20 protein-coding genes are annotated in these 22,086 nt (G+C 34.2%); 18 read left to right on the top strand and 2 right to left on the bottom strand.

Annotation, left to right across the window (positions count from 1 at the left end; genetic code table 11):
- Window positions 1-77: 77 nt before the first annotated feature.
- Both ACB104_RS14455 and xrtF read right to left on the bottom strand, forming a co-directional pair.
- A complete protein-coding gene (locus ACB104_RS14455) occupies window positions 78-506 on the bottom strand; it encodes an exosortase F system-associated membrane protein (protein ID WP_370479853.1) in 429 nt (142 codons plus the stop codon).
- Window positions 499-1,050 (bottom strand): exosortase family protein XrtF, encoded by a 552-nt coding sequence (xrtF, locus tag ACB104_RS14450; RefSeq protein ID WP_370479852.1) that lies wholly within the window; start codon window positions 1,048-1,050, stop codon window positions 499-501. Before xrtF ends, ACB104_RS14455 begins: the two co-directional genes overlap by 8 nt.
- Window positions 1,051-1,157: 107 nt before the next feature.
- Between xrtF and ACB104_RS14445 the strand changes: the two genes are divergently transcribed.
- The 18 genes from ACB104_RS14445 (at window position 1,158) to ACB104_RS14360 (ending at window position 21,807) form a co-directional block, all read left to right on the top strand.
- A complete protein-coding gene (locus ACB104_RS14445) occupies window positions 1,158-1,613 on the top strand; it encodes an XrtF-associated fRMsr-like GAF protein (protein WP_370479850.1) in 456 nt (151 codons plus the stop codon).
- 168 nt (window positions 1,614-1,781) lie between these two features.
- Window positions 1,782-3,314 carry a bifunctional phosphoribosylaminoimidazolecarboxamide formyltransferase/IMP cyclohydrolase gene (purH, locus tag ACB104_RS14440; RefSeq protein WP_370479848.1) on the top strand — a complete coding sequence of 511 codons (1,533 nt, stop codon included), beginning with the start codon at window positions 1,782-1,784 and terminating at the stop codon, window positions 3,312-3,314.
- Between the two features lie 186 nt (window positions 3,315-3,500).
- A complete protein-coding gene (locus ACB104_RS14435) occupies window positions 3,501-4,529 on the top strand; it encodes a rod shape-determining protein (protein ID WP_370479847.1) in 1,029 nt (342 codons plus the stop codon).
- Between the two features lie 22 nt (window positions 4,530-4,551).
- Entirely contained in the window at window positions 4,552-5,367 is an 816-nt protein-coding gene (gene mreC, locus ACB104_RS14430; RefSeq protein ID WP_370479845.1) for a rod shape-determining protein MreC, read from the top strand.
- Complete coding sequence (locus tag ACB104_RS14425) at window positions 5,368-5,874, top strand: rod shape-determining protein MreD (RefSeq protein ID WP_370479844.1); 507 nt, start codon at window positions 5,368-5,370, stop codon at window positions 5,872-5,874.
- Window positions 5,871-7,808 carry a penicillin-binding protein 2 gene (gene mrdA / locus ACB104_RS14420; protein ID WP_370479842.1) on the top strand — a complete coding sequence of 646 codons (1,938 nt, stop codon included), beginning with the start codon at window positions 5,871-5,873 and terminating at the stop codon, window positions 7,806-7,808. Before ACB104_RS14425 ends, mrdA begins: the two co-directional genes overlap by 4 nt.
- Window positions 7,808-9,085, top strand: a complete 1,278-nt coding sequence (gene rodA, locus ACB104_RS14415; protein WP_370479841.1) for a rod shape-determining protein RodA — start codon at window positions 7,808-7,810, stop codon at window positions 9,083-9,085. Before mrdA ends, rodA begins: the two co-directional genes overlap by 1 nt.
- 29 nt (window positions 9,086-9,114) lie before the next feature.
- Window positions 9,115-9,741, top strand: a complete 627-nt coding sequence (def, locus tag ACB104_RS14410; RefSeq protein WP_370479839.1) for a peptide deformylase — start codon at window positions 9,115-9,117, stop codon at window positions 9,739-9,741.
- 62 nt (window positions 9,742-9,803) lie between these two features.
- Window positions 9,804-10,994 (top strand): site-specific tyrosine recombinase/integron integrase, encoded by a 1,191-nt coding sequence (gene xerA, locus ACB104_RS14405; protein WP_370479837.1) that lies wholly within the window; start codon window positions 9,804-9,806, stop codon window positions 10,992-10,994.
- A gap of 53 nt (window positions 10,995-11,047) precedes the next feature.
- Entirely contained in the window at window positions 11,048-12,445 is a 1,398-nt protein-coding gene (locus ACB104_RS14400) for a short-chain fatty acid transporter (protein ID WP_370479836.1), read from the top strand.
- A 183-nt stretch (window positions 12,446-12,628) separates the two neighbouring features.
- Complete coding sequence (locus ACB104_RS14395; RefSeq protein WP_370479834.1) at window positions 12,629-13,099, top strand: hypothetical protein; 471 nt, start codon at window positions 12,629-12,631, stop codon at window positions 13,097-13,099.
- 309 nt (window positions 13,100-13,408) lie between these two features.
- A complete protein-coding gene (locus tag ACB104_RS14390; RefSeq protein WP_370479832.1) occupies window positions 13,409-15,115 on the top strand; it encodes a DNA cytosine methyltransferase in 1,707 nt (568 codons plus the stop codon).
- Window positions 15,116-15,117: 2 nt separating this feature from the next.
- Complete coding sequence (locus tag ACB104_RS14385; RefSeq protein WP_370479831.1) at window positions 15,118-16,536, top strand: hypothetical protein; 1,419 nt, start codon at window positions 15,118-15,120, stop codon at window positions 16,534-16,536.
- Window positions 16,536-18,515 carry a DEAD/DEAH box helicase gene (locus ACB104_RS14380; RefSeq protein ID WP_370479829.1) on the top strand — a complete coding sequence of 660 codons (1,980 nt, stop codon included), beginning with the start codon at window positions 16,536-16,538 and terminating at the stop codon, window positions 18,513-18,515. Before ACB104_RS14385 ends, ACB104_RS14380 begins: the two co-directional genes overlap by 1 nt.
- Window positions 18,499-19,479 (top strand): protein NO VEIN domain-containing protein, encoded by a 981-nt coding sequence (locus ACB104_RS14375; RefSeq protein WP_370479827.1) that lies wholly within the window; start codon window positions 18,499-18,501, stop codon window positions 19,477-19,479. Before ACB104_RS14380 ends, ACB104_RS14375 begins: the two co-directional genes overlap by 17 nt.
- Window positions 19,480-19,973: 494 nt before the next feature.
- Entirely contained in the window at window positions 19,974-20,210 is a 237-nt protein-coding gene (locus ACB104_RS14370; protein WP_370479826.1) for a hypothetical protein, read from the top strand.
- 167 nt (window positions 20,211-20,377) lie between these two features.
- Window positions 20,378-21,136: a DUF6090 family protein gene (locus ACB104_RS14365; RefSeq protein WP_370479824.1), complete on the top strand. Its 759-nt coding sequence runs from the start codon at window positions 20,378-20,380 to the stop codon at window positions 21,134-21,136.
- 188 nt (window positions 21,137-21,324) lie between these two features.
- The gene (locus ACB104_RS14360; RefSeq protein WP_370479822.1) at window positions 21,325-21,807 is read left to right on the top strand and encodes a YybH family protein; all 483 of its coding nucleotides are present in this window, start codon (window positions 21,325-21,327) and stop codon (window positions 21,805-21,807) included.
- The last annotated feature ends 279 nt before the right edge of the window (window positions 21,808-22,086 follow it).

Genomic DNA, 22,086 nt, shown 5'->3' with positions numbered 1-22,086 from the left:
TCCCTCGGACCCAAAAAAACGAGTGAAACTAAAATAAAAAACGCTCTGATTGATTTCAGAGCGTTTTTTTATGCCTTTCAATTTTTAAGCCTGTGATAGTAAAAAGCCGGCAACAACAAAATCAAAATTATGGGTTGTATCAAAAATCGTCGGATATTAAAAAACAAATAGTAGTCTTCTTGCCTCGGGTTAATTACAAAATACAGATAGATTACAATTAAAACGATAAATACAAAAGCATAAATAATTATCGAAAATTTCACGATACTTTTATCCTTAAAGAACACATATAAAATACCCAAAGAAACTACAGTGTTCAAAGTGTATCGCAGGGTTGTAAAAGCAACTAATTTGGTTACCTCTCGGCGGGGACTATCAATATACAAATAATCGTTTTGAAAAAACGTAAGATACGGGTCGTAAAACAGGATATCCTCAAAAAACCGAATCAATACCAATAAAAGAAACAGGAGGGCTAACCATATGTATTTTGAAAACCTACTCATTGCTTTTATTTAATTTTGAAAATCGATTCACCCAAAAAATCCACAGCAAAAACACCATTCCGTAAATAATAGCTGGAAAAACAACTGTGTGCAACACGTCTTCATATTTGGGGTAGTGATATAACCCAAGTGTCAGAAATACAATGCGCAACAAATTCACTGAGTATATTAGAACACTTCCCGAAAGGATATAAAAAAAAGTGGTTTTAAACTTGCCCGAAAACGCCATGATAAAAGACAGAAACAGAATAATGATACTCACGGCATTACATCCCTCGATAACGCGGGCCAAATATCGTCCATTAACAATTATTTTCATGGATGGCTCATCTGGGTGCGGCAAAACTTCGGCGTTATAACCAAAGGAATCTAACAACGCTTCACTTTGTTTGGCCACCAAATGGGTCATGTAATCGGGATAGAATTTTGAGCCATCCGAAAATTGCAAATAAAATTTATAAGCAAAAGATAGAACACCATAAACCAACAAAAATGTTAGAATGAATCTTATAACCGATTTGTATTTTATGAAAAGTTGCTTCAATTATACTTTGGTTTTCCCGTAGGCCAAAACGGAAACATGTTAAAGTTGTTTGAACGGAATACCGAAATTAAGCCTTTTTAAATACTTTTACCAAAACTTTTTATGCTATGACGTTTGAACAGTTAAAACCTCAAGTAAAAACAATTACTGCAAATTCCAAAAAAAATGTTGACGAACGACTTTTGGCCATTTGCGCTTTACTTGAAAAAAACGTTGACCATTACAACTGGGTTGGGTTTTATTTTCGAAATGGCGACAAAGAAGAATTAAAGCTAGGCCCCTACGTTGGCGCACCAACTGACCATACCATTATACCTTTTGGGAAAGGTATTTGTGGGCAAGTAGCAGTTAGCAACCAAAACTTTATGGTGCCTGATGTAGCCGTGCAAGATAACTATATAGCCTGCAGTATTACGGTTAAGTCTGAAATTGTTATTCCCATCTTTGTAAACGGTGAAAATATTGGCCAAATTGATATTGACTCAAACACACTCGACCCATTTACCGAAGCTGATGAGCAATTTTTGGAGTTTGTTTGTGCTGAAGTTTCCTCGCTCTTTTAAATTTAAGCCTTTCGTGTTGACAACTTCACTTTTTAGTTAAAAAATCACCTTCATTTTTAATTATTCTGCATTTGTTTTTTAAAGGAAATAAGTACTTTTGCAGTTATTTACAAATTTCAACATAAACTCCTGAAAAACAGCAAGAATTTTAATTCATAACAACTAAAAATGAGCAACGAAAAAACCATTAAATCAGCATTAATATCAGTATTTAGTAAAGACGGTCTAGAGTCGATAGTAAGAGAACTGAACAAACAAGGCGTTACCATTTATTCAACCGGTGGTACCGAAAAATTTATTAACGATTTAGGCATTAACGTTGTTCCAGTAGAGGACGTAACCTCTTACCCCTCCATTCTTGGCGGGCGTGTAAAAACATTGCACCCTAAAGTATTTGGCGGTATTTTGAACAGACAAAATCACGAAGGTGATGTGGCTGAATTGGCCGAATACGAAATCCCCCAAATTGATGTGGTTATTGTTGATCTTTATCCTTTTGAAAAAACCGTGGCTTCAGGGGCAAGTAATCAAGATATTATTGAAAAAATAGATATTGGAGGTATTTCATTGATTCGTGCAGCGGCTAAAAATTATGCCGATGTAATTTGTGTTTCTTCCGTAGATGATTATGCTGAATTTTTAGAATTAATTTCTGCTAATAATGGCTCTATTTCCGAGGAAGACAGAAAACGTTTTGCCGGAAAAGCCTTTAACGTGTCATCACATTACGATACGGCTATTTTCAACTACTTCAACCAAAACCATGATGAAGCGGCTTTAAAAATTAGCGAAACAAAAGGCAGGGTTTTGCGCTATGGAGAAAACCCTCACCAAAGAGGCTTCTTCTTCGGTAATTTTGATGAACTATTTACCAAACTTCACGGTAAGGAGTTAAGCTACAACAACCTTTTAGATGTAGATGCAGCGGTTAATTTAATGCTGGAATTTAAAAATGAAGCCCCTACCTTTGCAATCCTTAAACACAACAATGCTTGTGGCTTGGCACAGCGCGACAATTTACACCAAGCATATGTTGACGCACTAGCTGGCGACCCTGTTTCTGCCTTTGGTGGTGTTTTAATAAGTAATACCGAGATTGATTTGGCTACCGCCGAAGAAATCCACAAACTGTTCTGCGAAGTGGTTATTGCACCTTCTTTCGCACCTGTAGCCCTAGAATTGCTTAAAGGCAAAAAGAACAGAATTTTATTGGAAATCCATGACATTGAAATGCCAAAAACCAACGTTAGAAGTTGTTTAAACGGAGTTTTGGTTCAAGATAGAAATAATATTACCGATAAGGCCGAAGATTTAAAAACGGTGACAAACACCGATCCAACAAATGCCCAAATTGAAGATTTATTATTTGCCTCCAAAATCTGTAAGCATACCAAATCCAACACCATTGTATTGGCAAAAAACAAACAATTATGCGCTAGTGGCACTGGGCAAACAAGCCGTGTTGATGCCTTACAGCAAGCTATCCACAAAGCTGGTTCTTTCAGCTTCGATTTAAAAGGTGCGGTTATGGCGAGCGATGCCTTTTTCCCATTTCCAGATTGCGTTGAAATTGCCAATAATGCAGGTATTGCAGCGGTAATTCAACCGGGAGGTTCTATTAAAGACCAATTGAGTATTGATTACTGCAATGAAAATGGAGTTTCCATGGTAATGACTGGCACACGCCATTTCAAACATTAATTACAAAAAAGTATTGTTTTAGTGCTTTTAATATTATTACAATGGTCTAAAAATCGATGAATAACGTATAGGAACCAGATACAATAATTTAAAAACATTTTGAATCCTTTAAAACCTATATATTTATCAAGTTTTATTACATTTACGGGATTCGTTTTTTAACTACTAAACAACTTTTAATAGCCCATGGGATTTTTTGATTTCTTAACCGAAGAAATTGCGATAGATTTAGGTACTGCAAATACACTTATTATTCACAACGACAAAGTAGTTGTTGATGCACCTTCAATAGTAGCCCGAGACAGAATTTCTGGAAAAATAATTGCCGTAGGGCAACAAGCCAGTTTGATGCAGGGCAAAACCCATGAAAACATAAAAACCATACGTCCGCTAAAAGATGGGGTAATTGCGGATTTTGATGCTTCAGAGCAGATGATAAGTATGTTCATCAAAAACATTCCGGCATTAAAAAAGAAGTTTTTTACACCTGCACTTCGTATGGTTATTTGTATTCCATCAGGCATTACTGAAGTGGAAATGCGTGCTGTTAAAGAAAGTGCCGAGCGTGTTAATGGAAAAGAAGTTTACTTGATTCACGAGCCTATGGCCGCCGCTATTGGTATTGGCGTTGATATTATGCAACCCAAAGGAAATATGGTAGTTGATATAGGTGGTGGTACTACCGAAATTGCTGTGATTGCCTTAGGCGGCATTGTGTGTGACAAATCGGTTAAAATTGCAGGTGATGTTTTCACCAATGATATTGTATATTACATGCGTACCCAGCACAACCTTTATGTTGGTGAGCGTACTGCCGAAAAAATAAAAATACAAATTGGCGCAGCAACCGAAGATTTGGAACTGCCTCCGGAAGATATGAGCGTACAAGGACGTGATTTATTGACAGGAAAACCAAAACAAGTATCTATTTCGTACCGTGAAATTGCCAAGGCATTGGATAAATCCATTTTACGAATTGAGGATGCCGTAATGGAAACCCTATCGCAAACACCACCAGAATTAGCCGCCGATATTTACAACACAGGTATTTATTTAGCGGGTGGAGGTTCCATGCTTCGTGGTTTGGATAAACGTCTGTCGCAAAAAACAGACTTACCTGTTTACATTGCCGAAGATCCTTTGCGTGCTGTTGTAAGAGGTACGGGCATTACACTTAAAAATTTACCTAAATACAAAAGCGTATTGATAAAGTAAGCGTAAAATAGGCGAATAACCCATGCAACAGATTATTAATTTTATAATAAGAAACAAAAACTTTTTGTTGTTCTTGTTGCTCTTTTGTTTATCACTTCTCTTTACCATTCAATCGCACTCTTACCATAAAAGTAAGTTTATAAATTCGGCCAATTTTTTAACAGGGGGCGTTTACAATACTGTAAATGATATTAGCTCATATTTCAGTTTAAAATCTCAAAATAAATTGCTTTCAGAAGAAAACAGAAGGTTAAGAATGCTTCTTAGAAATTCTGGTATTCAACATGAACTTTCTTTTATCGATAGCACTTCGTACAACAAGGCATATCGATTTTACACCGCCAACATTATAAAGAACAGCTATTCGTTGACTGATAACATCCTAACGATTGACAAGGGAAAAAAAGATAGCATTAAGCCGGACTTTGGTGTTATTTCCTCAAAAGGTATTGTTGGTATTGTAGATAAAACCAGTCCTAGTTACGGCACAGTGATTTCCATTTTAAACACAACCAGCCAAATAAGTGGCCAATTAAAAAAAACCAATCATTTTGGCACGTTAAAATGGAACGGGAAAGACCCAGCTATGGTTCAGCTTATCGACATAGCGAAAATTGCACCAGTAAAAATTGGAGATACCATCATTACCTCTGGGCGTTCATCAATATTTCCCAAAAACATTCCTGTTGGCACTGTTGTAGACTTTAAGCTCGATGCAGCTGAGAATTACTATGAAATTAACGTGAAACTATTTAACGACATGACAAACCTTGAGCATGTATATGTTATAGAAAACGTTAATAGCGAAGAAATAAATAAACTTTTGGAAAATAACTAAATGAACACCATATTTTCCATACATACAGTCCGATTTGTAGCCTTGGTAATTTTACAGGTTTTAATATTGAACCACGTTAATTTTGTGGGTTACATAAACCCTTACATTTACATCTTGTTCATTGCTCTTTTTCCGGTAAAAAACAACCGTATTGTTTTGATGTTGTTAAGCTTTCTACTCGGTTTAATAATCGATTTGTTTCTGGATACTGGTGGTGCCCACGCCGCTGCTTCAGTGTTCATTGCTTATGCCCGTCCCTTAGTTTTAAAATCTTCGTTCGGCACAATTTATGAGCACCAAACGGTAAAATTCAATACCATAGATTTTGGCTCAAAACTCACCTATTTTACAATATTGACCGTATTGCATCATTTTGTACTGTTTTTTTTAGAAATATTTAGTGTTTCTAAGATACTTTTAGTGTTTCAAAAAACGTTATTCTCAAGTATATTTACTATCTTATTAAGTGTAATCGTTACGATTATTTTCAGTAGAAAGCCCAAATGAGACAATTTTTACTTTTCATTTCTGTTATTGGCGTTGGCCTTTTGTTTATTTCAAGGCTATTCTATTTACAGGTTTATAATACAAATACCCAAACCCTTTATGAAGACAATGCCATTAGAAAAGTCTTCGATTTGCCTAAACGTGGGTTTGTTTATGATAGGAATGGCGAGTTATTGGTTTCCAACCAACCATCTTATGATGTCATGGTTATCCCAAGGGAAGTGGAACCTTTGGACACACTGGAATTTTGCCAACTTCTAAAAATTGAAAAAGAAGATTTCATTAAGAAATACGAGCGGGCCTATCATTATTCCCCCAGACTAGAATCGGTTTTCGTATCGCATTTATCCAAAGAAGATTATGCCGTTCTTCAGGAAAAAATGCGAAAGTTTAAGGGCTTTTACATCCAAAAACGTTCTTTAAGGCATTACACCACCACTATTGGCGCCAATGTTTTGGGTGATATTGGTGAGGTAAACAACAGGATTATAAGCAGAGACCCTTACTACCGTATGGGCGATTTAATAGGAAAACAAGGCGTTGAGGCTTCCTATGAAAATACTTTGCGCGGTGTAAAGGGCATTAAGTTTATTCAAAAGGACCGATTTAATAGAAATATTGGCCCGTATAAAGATGGTAAGTTCGACACCATTCCCGAACAAGGAAAAGATATCACGATTACCATAGACGCTCAGCTTCAAGCCTATGGCGAATTGCTGATGAAAAATAAACGAGGTGGTGTTATAGCCATTGAGCCATCTTCAGGAGAAATTTTGGCCATGGTTGCCGCACCAACCTACGACCCCAATATTTTGGTTGGCAGGGAGCGTTCAAAAAACTTCACAAAACTTTATAACGATTCTATTGCAAAGCCACTTTTTAACCGAAGCCTACAAGGCGTTTACGAGCCTGGTTCACCTTTTAAACTGATGAATGCCCTCATCGCTTTGCAGGAAGGTGTTATAACGCCAAATGAATCGGTAACCTGTTACGGCGGCTACCGATATGGTAACCGAATTATGAAATGCCACTGTAATTACGGTACAAGAAATAATTTAATTAGCGGTATTCAAAGATCCTGCAACGCCTATTTTGCAACCACTTACCGAAAGATTTTAGATAAGGATGGCAATGCTTCCCACGGCATTGATACTTGGAGCAAACATGCCAAAAGTTTTGGTTTGGGCGAATTTTTAAATAACGACTTGTTTGTTGGACAAAAAGGTAGAATTCCAGATCGTGATTATTATAAAAACATTTATCCGAAAACCTTTTATTCCACTTATACCATTTCAAATGCCATAGGCCAGGGTGAGGTGGCCACAACGCCCATACAACTAGCTAATATGGCAGCAGCTATTGCCAACAGAGGTTATTATTACACCCCTCACATCATTAAACATATTGAAGGCGAAACATTACCAAAACAGTTTACTGAACCCAAACAAACTACGATTGACAAGAGACATTTTGAACCTGTAATTGAAGGGATGTTGCAGGTATACAAAAATGGAACTGCCGCTTCACTGCAAGTGAAAGACATTGAAATTTGTGGAAAAACGGGAACAGTGGAGAACTTTGCGGTTATTGACAGCGTGAAAACCCAGCTTACCGACCATTCTATATTTGTGGCGTTTGCACCCAAAGACAACCCCAAAATTGCGATTGCTGTTTTTGTTGAAAACGGTTATTGGGGAAGCCGATTTGCAGGTAAAGTGGCCAGTTTAATGATTGAAAAGCACATAAAAGGCTACATAACTAGAACCGATCTTGAAGAATGGCTTTTAAGGCATAGTCTGCAAAACGAATATGCCAAACCCTATTCTGGGGAGCCTTTCCAAATAAATGGCTACACCACATTACAGGTTGTTCAGGACCAAGAATACAATTGGCTGAAGAACGAATTAAACAAAATTAACAAAACGGACAATTAATGGTTAGAGAAACCAACAGGCATTATAGATTCGATTGGATTACCATTATTCTTTTTTTGTTATTAGTTGGCTTTGGCTGGCTAAATATTTTATCGGCATCGCATACTGGAACCAGTGTCAACTATTTTGATTTTTCCCAACCTTTTGGCAAACAACTAATTTTCATTTTCTTGACCTTCGGATTAATTATTCTTCTTTTGGCTATTGATGCTAAGTTTTACGAACGGTTTTCTAGTATTATTTATATCATTTCCATGCTTTCGTTGGTTGGGCTATTCCTTTTTGGGAAGAATGTAAACGGCGCAACATCGTGGTATGCCATTGGCAGCTTTACCATCCAGCCCAGTGAGTTTGCAAAAACGGCTACCGCATTGGCTGTTGCCAAATACATCAGTGACTTAAATACCAACATTAACTCGGTAAAGGACCAAATTCGCCTATTCATCATCATCATTATTCCTGCCCTATTGGTACTGTTGCAAAATGACACAGGAAGCACCATTGTTTATGGGGCATTCTTTTTTGTTCTGTATCGCGAAGGATTGCCAAAATATTATTTAACCATTGGTATTTCGGCTATCATCATTTCGGTTTTAGCCCTAAAATTTGGGGCCATTATTACTTCGGCTTTAGTTCTTTTATGTGTTATTGCCTATCATTTTTTGAGCAAGAAAAAACTTCGTATTTACCAATCGATTTTAATCACGTTGTTTGCCGTTGCCATTTCTTTTGGCATAAAATTCTTCTACCAAAATGTTTTGAAACCACACCAGCAAGACCGAATAAGTTTATGGTTAAACTTAGAAAAAGACCCCGAAAAGCTGGAACGGATGAAACAAACGTTTGCCTATAACCTTAACGAATCTGAAAAAGCTATAGGTTCCGGTGGTTTTATGGGTAAAGGTTTTATGGAAGGCACTAGAACTACTGGTAAGTTTGTACCCGAGCAGCACACCGATTATATTTTTAGTACTGTTGGCGAGGAATGGGGCTTTTTGGGCAGCAGCTTGGTGGTCATTACTTTTGTATTGCTTTTGTTGCGCATATTGCATTTGGCAGAACTTCAAAAATCACAGTTTAGTAGAGTTTATGGCTATGGGGTGGCCTCTATTATCTTTATCCATTTTTTTATCAATATTGGCATGGTTATGGGCTTGATTCCAACCATTGGTATTCCGTTGCCTATGTTCAGTTATGGAGGTTCGGGGCTTTGGGCCTTTACTATTTTAATATTTATTTTTATTAAATTAGATTCCAACAGAATCAACGAGTGGTAGTCGGCCAATAATTTTAATTCTTTTCTCTGATGAAAAATCTAATGTTTTTAGTGGTTTCTATTCTTTTATTTGTTGGCTGTTCAAGCACCAAAAACCTAAAGAAACACAGCTTTTCTTCAGAAGAAATAAAATTGATTATGCAGACAGACAGCCTAAAGCCTATGCGGGTTTATAAAATTACCAATACCAAAGATTCGCTTTTGCTTCGTACCAAAAGCAGTTATATTAAACCCAACGCCAACGACCCCGTTTTAAACCAGTTTGTGCAACGGCTTTATGCCACGGTTAGGGACAGCATGAGCCTGGGCGTGGGCATTGCAGCACCGCAAGTTGGCATTTTGAAAAATATTATTTGGGTACAACGTTTTGATAAAGAAAACTTTCCGTTTGAGGTTTACTTGAACCCGAAAATTTTGGAATATTCTGAAAAAAAGCAAGTTTGTAGGGAAGGTTGTTTATCCATACCGAACAGAAGCGATACCCTCAAAAAAAGGGCATATGCCATAAAGATTGAATATGATACCATGGCGGCCGAACACAAAACCGAAACTGTTGAACGCTTTACGGCGGTTATTTTTCAACATGAAATAGACCATCTTAACGGCATTTTATATCTGGACCATTTGGAAAAAGAAGTTAAGGATGTTGAAAATTAAATAGACTTTTGTTTTATTTTCTGTCCGAAAATTTATATTTTCAGATTTTAAAACCTATTGTCTTGACTAATTTTCCCATAGTAGTATTAAGGCCAAAATTTCATAAGAACGCCAATCAAATCCTTATTCAGTTTGATTATAACGATGTTCTTATAAAACAGGTTCGCACTATTTCGGGAGCTACATGGAGCCAAAATTTAAAAAGTTGGTACGTAAAAAACAATCCTTCAAACCTTAAATTAATATTTTTCGTTTTTAAAAACCATGCCCACGTAAACAGCAAACCCCTATTTGAAAAACCTGCTGAACAACCAAAAACCTTCCCTGTAAAAAGAGTAAGGCAATTGAGTACGGAAAATAAGAACCTGTTAAACCATTTTTACAAATATTTAAAAGGCAAACGATACAGTAAAAGCACTATTGAGACCTATATCTTTTTTATGGCAGATTTTGTTGAGTTCAATCAAAATAAGCCGTTGGATACTTTGACCAACAGAGATGTTGAACATTTTATTGAAGACGTTTTTGTAAAGCGAGACTATTCCATTAGCACACAAAGGCAGTTTATAAGTGCCTTAAAGCTATTTATAATTTTTTACCCAAATACAGAAATAAACAATTTAGCCTTAACACGACCCAAAAAATCCAGAAAACTGCCTTTGGTTTTATCACCACAAGAGATTTTAGATCTTATACGGCATACCCAAAACCTGAAGCACAGAGCCATTATAGCATTATTATATTCTTGTGGATTGCGTATAAGTGAACTTTTAAATTTAAAGTTGGTTGATATAGACATAGACCGTAAACAACTTATAGTTAAAAATGGCAAGGGCCGAAAAGACCGTTACGTAAGTTTGGCAGACAGTTTTATCCCGTTATTGTCTAACTACTTTTACAGTTTCCAGCCCACCATTTATTTTGTTGAAGGGCAAACAGGACAAAAATACAGTGCAGAAAGCATACGCCAATTTTTAAAGCGGGCTTGTAAAGCATCACAAATACACAAACCCGTAACCCCACATACCTTGCGCCACAGCTATGCCACGCATTTATTGGAAAACGGTGTAGACCTGCGCTATATACAAGAACTTTTGGGGCACGCCAAACCTGAAACCACCATGATCTATACCCACGTAAGTCGAAAAGATTTGTTAAAAATATCGAACCCACTGGATAGTGCATTAAATAATTTAAGTGAAAAGGATAAAACCAATACAAATGTTCTCTTATCCCGAAATTTAAGCCGATAAAACCATATATTTATTGACATATAACCAGTTGGGCAACATTTAAAAGTGGTGATATGATTGAAAAACTTGGAGAAAAGATTACATACCTATTTCTAAAATTTATGCCAAATGCATTTGTTTTTGCAATACTCCTAACTTTCATAACAGTTATTGGAGCTTATCTTTGGTTGGACGTGACACCAATGAAAATCATAACTTCATGGTATGATGGTTTTTATGATTTATTAGGGTTTGCGATGCAAATTGTTTTAATTATTATTACTGGTTTCAGTATTGCCTTGTCTCCTATAATTAAAAGAGGAATAGATTCTTTTGCTCGACAGATTAATTCCCCAATACAAGTATATTTTTTGGTTGTTTTATTAGGTTCGTTATTAACTCTTGTAAGTTTTGGATGGATAGTAATTACCTGTGTTTTAGCAAGAGAATTAGCATTACGCGTAAATGGTGTTCACTATCCCTATTTGATTGGATGTGTTTACATTTCTGGTGGTAGCTGGGTTACAGGGTTGTCAAGTTCAATTCCTCTACTCTTAAATACAGAAAACAATTTTTTAATTAACTCTGGTGTATTGACGGAAATTATTCCAACCTCTTATACTCTAGGTTCAATCTTAAATATTTCAATGATTATTATACTACTTATATTTGTGCCATTAATTTTAGTTACCCTAAGACCAAGAAGAACGTCTAATAAAGAAATTACAGATTTACTAATCACAAAGGAAAATATAAATAAGCAAACTATAAAAGAAGAAGCTTTAAGTCAAAAACTACCATTTAAATCATATTCCGATAAGTTAAACAATAGTTTTATCCTACAGGTGATTATTGTGATAATGGGGCTTGTCTACATCATTTACCATTTCAATACAAAAGGATTTGATTTGAATTTCAACATAATGATTTTTATATTTTTAATTTTTGGTTTGCTACTACATAAAACACCGATGCGTTATGTTATTTCAATGGAAAAAGCAAGCAGTAATGTTTCTGGAATATTATTTCAATACCCTTTTTATGCTGGTATAATGGGAATTATGTTATATACTGGATTAGGTGAAAAGCTTGGGCAAATTTTAGCAGCCCAAGCTAGTATAAACTCTTACCCTTTTTTTGCTTACTTAACTGGAGCGTTTGTCAATTTTGCAATACCATCTGCTGGAGGTGAATTTGCCGTTGTTGGCCCAAGTATAATCAATGCCGTAAAAGAAATAGGTGTTGGATTGCCGGCTGAAGAAATAACTAAAATGATTGCAAGAGCATCTTTATCTGTAGCATATGGAGAAAGTTCAAGTAACATGTTACAACCTTTTTACTTGTTACTGGTTCTACCAATAATGGCAGCAGGTATTAAAATACAAGCACGAGATATTATGGGTTATTTAGTTTTACCCTTTGTTTTACTTTTTATTATTCAATCTGTTTTAGTTTCTTTTTGTCCTTTTTAATTATATTCTAGGAAAAAGATACAGGTATTAAGAAAAACGATTGCCCAACACCGTGTAAAAATAATTGCTAGGTCACTGTTCATCGGAAAGTCCTGCGGACTTTCCTAACGTACTTTTTCTTTTGCTATCTTGAGGGCTTAACCACGCAACTATTGTTACACCTACCGTTGGCACACATTTGAAATGAAAACACAAAAAGCAATAAAAATCTTAAATGAACAATCTGAAAAGTTAAAGAAGTTGGAGTTATTTACTACGCATAACTGGACTGTTGAAACTCGAACTTACTTGACTGAATTTTTCGGAAAAGAAAGCTATCAAGCTGAGCATTTCAGAATGAATTTGACCGACATTAAATCTGACCAAAAAAAAGAACAGATAATTGACTTTTTAAATGATTGTGTTAACATAATTTCAAATAAAGGTTTATATAAACCACCAACTGAAAATTGGTTTTCTAAACTTCCCAATTGGGCTATAAATTTAGGTCTGCCTGCTTTGTGTTTTATTTCTTTTAGTGTTGGAATATTATTTACAAACAATAACAACTCGGAATTACGAAAAGAAAACTCGGAATTGAAAGAACAATTACTTCTTATATCTTCCGACACAATACCCAATAATCATAAAGATTTGAGCGATAAGCCAAAATAAAAAAATCGAAAACCAATCGACTGAATTAAAAACGTGTGCCAACATTGTATATAATTTATGCTTTAATTAGTTAATAATTTGAAATTTATATTTTTAAACAAACGATTTGATACGACTGAAAATCCTGCGGATTTTAAGCCGCACAAATCATATACGTAACCGTTGTGCGTCAGTGTAAAAGCCAACCCGCAAATGGCACATTTGGTTTTTGCCGACACACGAGCCAACGCTTCAAAAACCAAAAGAGCCATTTTTTGCCAAAGCTGAACTGAATAAAAATTTAAGAAAAAACGTAGATTTGAGCCATATATGAATAAATTAACAGTAATAGACTTTTTTTGTGGAGCAGGAGGCTTTTCCGAAGGCTTCAGACAAATGGGCTACGATATAACTTACGGATATGACCATTGGAAACCTGCTGTTGACACCTATAATCATAACTTCAATTTACAATGTAGTCCAAAGAACATTTTAGATTTCGATAATTCAATTGATAAAATCAACGCTATACCGAACACAGACATTATTCTCGGAAGCCCTCCCTGTGTTAGTTTTTCTAGTTCGAATAAATCTGGAAAAGCAGATAAATCTTTGGGAGTTAAATTAACAGAAACTTTCTTGAAGGTAGTAGCTGTAAAAAAACATCAACCAAATTCTACTCTTAAAGCTTGGTTTATGGAAAACGTTGTAAATTCCAAGCGATACCTACAAACTGCATATACTTTTAAAGATTTAGGGCTTACAGATTGGGCAAATGAACACAAAATAAGTCCAAACAAAATTGCAATTGATTTATTTGAAAATACAACTATAATTAATTCAGCAGATTATGGATCAATACAAGCAAGAAAGCGAGTAATATCAGGTGAGATTATCAAACAAAAAAAACTTATAGTTCCAAAGCACACTCATTCTAGTCCAAAAATAAAAGGGAATCTACCACATTATAAAACAATAAAGAGTATTCACCAGAATTTTCCCAACCCATATCAGAAGGAAGGTTTTACAGATGTAAAAGACATAAATTATGATATAAAAATTCCTCAGAATCAGATTACAGATCATTTCTATGATACTGGAGTTTATGAAGTTGAATGGAGGTTTTCGAAATTCTGGAAACAGAACCACCCTTATATGGGAAAAATGTCTTTTCCAGAGAATAGTAATAACCCAAGCAGAACTATTACTGCAACTAAAATTGCCAACTCAAGGGAATCTATTATTTACAAATCAGAGATTAATAGAAAAGGAGATGGAGAATACAGGTTACCTACTGTAAGGGAAGCCGCAATTATTATGGGGTTCCCAATAACTTATCAGTTTGTCGGATCTGAAAACACTAAATGGAGGCTTGTTGGTAATGCTGTTTGCTGTGCTGTTAGTCGAGCCTTGGCAGAAACAACATTACAGTTTCTAAAACGTAGTAAGCCCAAGAACTTAATTGTAAACAAAACACCTAAACTTGAAGGAGTACTTAATTTAAATACCTATATACTAAAGGAACTTAATAATCCTCCCGTAAAGAACAAAGGTGCAAGATTTAGAAGACACCCAATAAAAGATGGGAATTTAACAGTAACATTATCTAATTACGATATTGATAAAAGTAGTAAAACAAAAAACAAATGGTTTACTTCTATTCAATATGGAACAGGAGAAGGCTTTCCTGTCCAAAAAGTTGAAGATGAATACTACAAAGAATTAGAACCTCTTATCGAAAGTTTCAAGGGAGGAAAAAGATTCTTAGAAATCATTAACAATGGGTTTTCTGAAAAGATTGGAAATAAAGTTCAACTCCAAGATATGTATGAAAAGCAAATCTCGGTTGAGAAGTTAAAAGAACCTACAATTCTTGTAGATGAAATAGCAGAAATTATTGAAAAAGTTGGCTGTCCAAATTCAACATTTGAGCAAACAGAAAAAGTAGTATTTAAGAACAAAACTATAATACCTGTCAAACAAGTTTTTGCTTTATATGCTGTCAACAAAATTTCTTCCATCGCAAACAAAAAGTAACTATGAACAAAGAAGTTAGAATACAAAAAATACAGGAGATTATCGAAAGGGATAAAAACCGAACTGATTTGCTAAACCACGAAATAATGTGGGAAAAGCAACTTAAAACAGAAAAGGTTTACAATATTCCGCTTTCATTTTTAATATACAATAAATACAATGGAAGGATTCTCAGCAGAACTAAATCTTTAGAAAAGCAAAATCAAGCCATTAACGTTGAGACAGAAGTAGGAAGAGATTTAATCGAAAAACTTTTATGGGAGTCAAAGATTGACCGAAATAAAAAAACCGAATTAAGTATAAGAGAGTTTGGTCAGCAAAAAGTTGGAATTATTACCAAAGATGGGGTAATAATTGATGGTAACAGAAGAGCAATGCTTTTGAACAAAGTTGATAGAACTGGTTACTTCAAAGCCATTGTATTACCTGTTACCCTTGATGAAAACCCAATCGAAATTGAAAGACTTGAAACCACCTATCAAATGGGTGAAGATGAAAAATTGGGCTACAACCCAATTGAAAAGTATCTTAAAGCTAAGCAAATATTCGATAAGTTAACTCCCAAAATATCTGAAACTGAAGCAATCAAAAGTATTTCAGATTGGATGGGAGAAACAGAAGGAGAAATACGAAAGTATCTTGATACAATGGCTGTGATGGACGAGTATCTTGAATATCTTGAATATGATGGTATTTACACCCAACTTGACAGTAGAGAAGATCAGTTTTTATCATTAACCAAATGGTTAAATACGTTTTACGGAGAATCAAGTAAAAAGGCATTTGACGGTTATACAGATAGTGATGTTGATGAATTAAAAATTATCGCATTTGATTACCTAAGGTTTAGGAATGAATATGATGGGAAAGAATTTAGAAATTTAGCGGAAGGAAATAGCGATAAGCACTTTTTTGGGGATAAAGAAATTTGGAAGAGTTTTTCATCTAAGCATAATGAAATTATCAGAAATCTACCTAAAGAACCTGAAATTGATTTTAACTCGGCTAACCTAGAGAAACATTTAAACGCAAGAGACAAACTGTTTTTTGAAAGTTCGATATTCGAAAACGATACAAGTGCATTTTTAGAAAACCTGAACGACCACAAATATCTAGTTGGTTATAATAAAGCTGCAGAAGAACCTGAGAAACTAATAAGGAGAGCCTCTCAGACATTTGAAGCAATAAAAACAGGACACAAGGCATTTGCTAAGCCTGATGTACAACGAATGGTGCAAGAGTTAGGTGATAAAATTTTCAATTCACTTCAAAAAAAATCACCTTCTAGAGTTTTAACTCACATTATTGAATTATTAGAAGGAATTGAAGTTGATAAAATTCCTGCTGAAGAAGTTGAAGAAGTTCAAGAGAAAACTAAGAGAATTCAACAGATTGGATATCAAATAAACAGAAATATATAATGGGTTATTCTATAGATGTCAATATCGTAGATAATCTCTTTATCATAAATGGAGATACAGAATCGCTATTACAAAACAAAAGACTTTTAATTTCTCTCAAAAGACTCAATTACTTTCTAGAATCAAACTCCGTTTTTATTCCATTTCGTGATGAAACACAAATAAAAACGCTTCAAGAGATTCAAAGGTTACTGGGAAAGTATAATTACGATTTTCGATTCACAGAAAATATACAAGAAGAATTACAGGCTTTTTCTAAAGAGGAAGAAAATTTTGAAGTGTTTAGTGAAAATGCCAGAGCAATTAGAGATAATGAGTTTAAAGAGAATAAATCTTTAGTAACTCAATTTGAAAATTTTCAGGAAGTCCTTAAAGAAACGTTGACAAGAAAACTCTATCCATTGCAATTGCTTTCATCCTTTCATATGGCATTTGCTCAAAACTCTTGCAATTTTGCTGTGCCTGGTGCAGGTAAAACATCAATAGTTTATGGTGCGTATGCATATTTGAGAAGTTTACCTAAAGAAAATCCTCGTCACGTAGATAAACTTTTGGTTGTTGGACCTCTTTCATCTTTTGCTCCTTGGGAAAATGAATTTTCAGAGTGTTTTGGATATAAACCAAAATCTTTTAGAATGTCTGGTGACAGTGATATTTCAGTGAAACAAAAATTAGAACATTTATATTCACCAAACTCACCAGAACTAACATTAATTTTTCACGGTGGCGTTGACCGTTTTCAAAATGACATTATTGATTTTTTGAAGCGCAACAAAACAATGGTTGTTGTTGATGAAGCTCACAGAATAAAAAATCCAGAAGGTGTTTGGGGCAGAAGTGTAACAGAAATATCAAAAGAAGCAGTATCGAGAGTAATTTTAACTGGTACTCCAGTCCCAAATGGGTATCAAGATATTTTCAATCTTTATAAATTTATCTATCCTTTCAAATTTAAGGAAATCCTAAAGCTTCATTACCATAATTTGGAGGATATGACCAATAATAATTCTCCTGAATCACAACGGGTACAGGAATTAAAAGATAACATTTCTCCTTATTTTATAAGAATTAAAAAGAAAGATCTCAAGCTACCTCCTATAGAAGAAAAATACATCCCAGTTGAAATGGATTCCCATCAAAGGGAAATATATGATTTTATAGAATCTCAATATCTTCCTTACTTTAAAGAGAATAATTCTGCTACAGTAAAAGATATTCTTAATAGGGCAAAACTTATTCGGTTAAGACAAGCATCAACTAATCCATCTCTTTTATCAAGAACTTTGAGAGATTCTTTGGAGAATAATGAGTTAACAGGTGAATTTGACCCAAATGCTTTTTTTACGACAGATACTGATGAGTTCGTTAATGATTCCGAGTTCTTTAATAAGATTATAAATTATCCAACAGTTGAAACGCCAAAAAAATTTAGAAGCATTTTATCATTACTCATAGAGGAAATTTTTCCTGAAAACGGTAAGGTAATTATTTGGACTATTTTTATCCAAAATGCTAAAGAGTTGCAATCTTATTTAAATCAAAACGGAATTGAATCAAAGCTTCTAATTGGAGAAATTCCACAGGAACAAAGAGAAGAAACTATTAAGGCATTTAATAATCCACTCAATAATGATTTTAAGGTAATTATTGCCAATCCTTTTTCTGTTGCTGAATCAATCTCATTGCATAAAGGTTGTCATAATGCTATCTATTTAGAAAGAGATTACAATTGTTCCAATTTTATTCAATCCAAAGATCGTATTCACAGAGTCGGTTTAGATGAAAATCAATTAACAAAGTATTTCTATATACTGTCAAAAGATTCAATAGATGAAGTCATTAACAATCGACTCCGTTTGAAAATAGAGCGAATGGAAGAAATTATCAATGATGATATACCTCTATTTCAGAGAATTGACAATAATGATGAAACAGACATAATTAATGATTTAATCTCTAATTATGCTAGAAGAACTTAGAAGATATAGAAATTTTGGCACTCCAAATTACTTCTTTGAATTACTCAGTACATTAAAAGGAAATCAGGATGCCACATATACAAGAACCGACATTGACAAATTATTCTATAATCGTGTAATTGATGGTAGAAGTATTTTTGATGGTTGTCTTGAAATAGCCATAAAAACAGAAATACTTGTGGTTGAAAACGACTTTCTAACTTTAAGTAACGGTGTTGTTGATTCATTGAATAGTATAAGTCAAATGAGAGATAAATTCGTTGAATATCTTTTCAAGGCATTAAAAAATGATGATGAATTTCACAAAATATTTTGTTCTGATTATTTATCCCACGACATAATTTACAAGTCTTTACAGATAAACAACAGAGCTTTTAGTTTAAAATATTCAAATTTTAAACAGTTGTTGATTGATTTTGAAGCGATTAAAACTCATCCGACAACTGAACTAAATAGTTTTATAATAAATAATCGCTACAAGAAACTATTTGATAAGACTGTATTACCTGAAATTAAAAAAAGAAAGATTGGTATTGAGGATTTTAGGAAAGCAATGGAGCAACAACAAATTTATGGAGAAGAAGCCGAAAAGTTTGTTTTAAATTTTGAATTTGCAAGACTTAATGAGCAGAAAGAAATAGATTGGGTAGCTGAATACATAGTTAATGAAGGTTTCGATATAGCCTCATATAATCACGAGTTTGATGAATTACCAAATCGTTTTATAGAAGTAAAATCTTATGATGGTATAACACCATATTTTTTCTGGTCAAGAAATGAGTATTCTGTTGCGAAACTAAAGAAAGATGATTATTGGCTATATTTAGTCAATCGATCAGAAATGAATAAAGCTGAATATGTTCCAATAATGATACAGAATCCATACGAGGAAATACTTAGTAATGATGAAAACTGGGATAAACAAATAGAAAAATATAAAGTTGAATTAATATGCCAACGCTAAAAGCCATACACATTTGCAATTCGCAACAGCCAGCGCGCAAGCCAAAAATTGCAAAAGAGTATGTCTTTACCAACGCTGGCAGACAGACGAAAAATGAACACCGAACGCACAACAATGTGTATAAGCAATAGCGGGTTTGGTGCAAAATTGAAAGAAAATGAATATTAATAAACGTAAATGTTTAACCGAAAAGTTAGTGGTTTTTAATCCGCTACTGCTCATACACTAGACCGTTAGCAAACATTAAGACCAATGTGTGTAAAGTATTTTTAAAACGATTAATAATTCTACGGATTTTAAAAAAATATCGGTTTTATAACAAAAAAGCTGCTGACAGACACCAAGTAAACGATAATGTTGCGGCTGAATGACTTTGGAAACGGTAAATAAAAACGAACTTTGACTATAACAAAACGTAAAATCAAATTCTTGACCAAAAATTATCGTACATTCGTAAACTAACCATTAGTAAACCTTGACTAAAATTAATTAAGATGAAATCAACTTGGAGTAAATTACATAAAACATTAAAGATTGGAATAATAATATTCATTTTGGGGACTGGACCTTTATTAATTTTATTAGGACTTGATGCATTAGGACTAATTGACGCAGGAAATGCAGTAGGACCAGGAATATTAGCAGTGCTGAGTTTTTACCCTTCAATTATTCTAATAATCATTGGTAGCATTCTCACATACCGAAAAATAAAAAAAGCAAAATTGTCATAATAAAACGTTTGCTAACACCGTGTATAAAAAATTGCTAGTTTTAACCTAAACCAATGTCAGTTGCGAGTTTACTAGCTTCTGATTTTCCTTCGGAAAATCCTCGCCCGTAAACTCGCAACTTTTCATACACATCAACGTTGTGCTTCATTATGACAAACCGCTAACCAATGATAAAATTCTTTAGAAAAATTAGACAAAACCTACTTTCTGAAGGAAAGACAAGCAAGTATTTCAAATATGCAATAGGAGAAATTATTCTTGTTGTTATAGGAATTCTGATTGCCTTACAAATCAATAACTGGAATCAAGTCCGTAAAGAATATAAAGAAACAAATATCTTATTAAAAAATCTTAAGTTAAATGTTGAGGAATACATCAAGAATCTTAAAGAGTTGCAAGAATCAATAGAAATTCGAAAAGATTATGCAGATTATATTCTAAAATCACTTGATGACCAAAAAGTAACCGATTCCTCAATGTTTATTTCGTCAATGACTAGGATAGGTTGGATCATAGATTATTCTCAAACACTGCCCACCTATGCTGAAATCATAAATTCAGGAAAGTTAATATATATTAATTCAGAAGATCTAAAAAATGAATTAGCTAGCTTCCAATCTCAATTAGAAGAAAACCGGCAAATTGCAATACCCACTAATCTTATGTTAAAAGAAACCGATAGATTGGCTTTAGGCCACCTTGATGGAATACCTGAACCTTCAAGTTTAATTAAACCTATTTCATCCTATCCGGGAGTAAGTTTTGATTTGAAGTCAATTGCATCGGACACTGAATTTTATAAAAGTGTAAAGTATATTTTTTATATATCAGCTGGTGGAAAAAGCTCTTTAAATGACTACTTTATAACAAGGTTAGAAAGAATAAAAAGTTTGATAGACAATGAACTTAAAAGAAATGACCAATGATAAAATTTTTTAAAAAAATAACGAAAGCACAACAATGGCTATAAGTAATTGCTTGTTCTAGCCTACTTCTGAAAATCCGCACGGATTTTCAGTTTGGCGTGTACTTGCAAAGTTAAGTGCTAAACCACGCAACTACTCATAGCCAAACCGTTGTGCATAAGCTAAATAATAATCTAAAGAAGGAAAAAATGAAAACAATAAAATTTACTTTGACATTATCATTTATGTTTTTTTTATCATCCATTATCATTTCAAGCTGTAATCAGAAATCAAATGACAAGGATATGGAATTAAAGCAAACAGATTTATCCGTTCTTGAAAAGGAAATTGAATTACAGTTACGTGAATTTGAAAAAAATCTGCAAAATGGTGACTCAATTGCTTTAGGTAATATGTATATGGCTGATGCGGTAATCATGCCCTCTACTGTAGGCAGAGAAAATATTGTTAAGAATTTTGGAAGTATGATTCGAGACAGTATTACGGGTTCAAGCTTTGACACAACAGGCCTGTGGGGAAATGACCAGCTACTTGTCGAGGAAGGAAAAGGGACTTGGTTTCATGCAAACGGACAAATTGTTGGACGTGGTAAATATTTAGTGGTTTGGAAAAAAGATAATGAAAATTGGAAAATATTGCGCGATATTTGGTTTCCCGAAAAAAAGAAATAAATCAAATCCTTTTAGTTTATGAGCCTATGCACAACAACGTGTATAGTTCATTGCTTCTGATTTTCCTCGCGGAAAATCCTAGCGCTGAACTATTGCCAAGTTTTATTTGCTAAATTAGTGACCTAACCAACGCAACAAACCATACACAAACCGATGGAATACATTCAGCGAAAGCTGACCAAAATGGCTACGCAACTCCGTTGCTCCCGCCCTTTCGGTGCATGTATTCCATCGTCCTGCTAAACCAAATTGAAAAAGGCCTTTTTGCTCAATACAACT

Origin of the sequence: Tamlana flava (assembly GCF_041287255.1) — a bacterium.
Taxonomy (GTDB): Bacteria; Bacteroidota; Bacteroidia; order Flavobacteriales; family Flavobacteriaceae; genus Tamlana; species Tamlana flava.
Note: the sequence above shows the minus strand (reverse complement) of the source record. Positions and strands in the feature narration are given on the sequence as shown.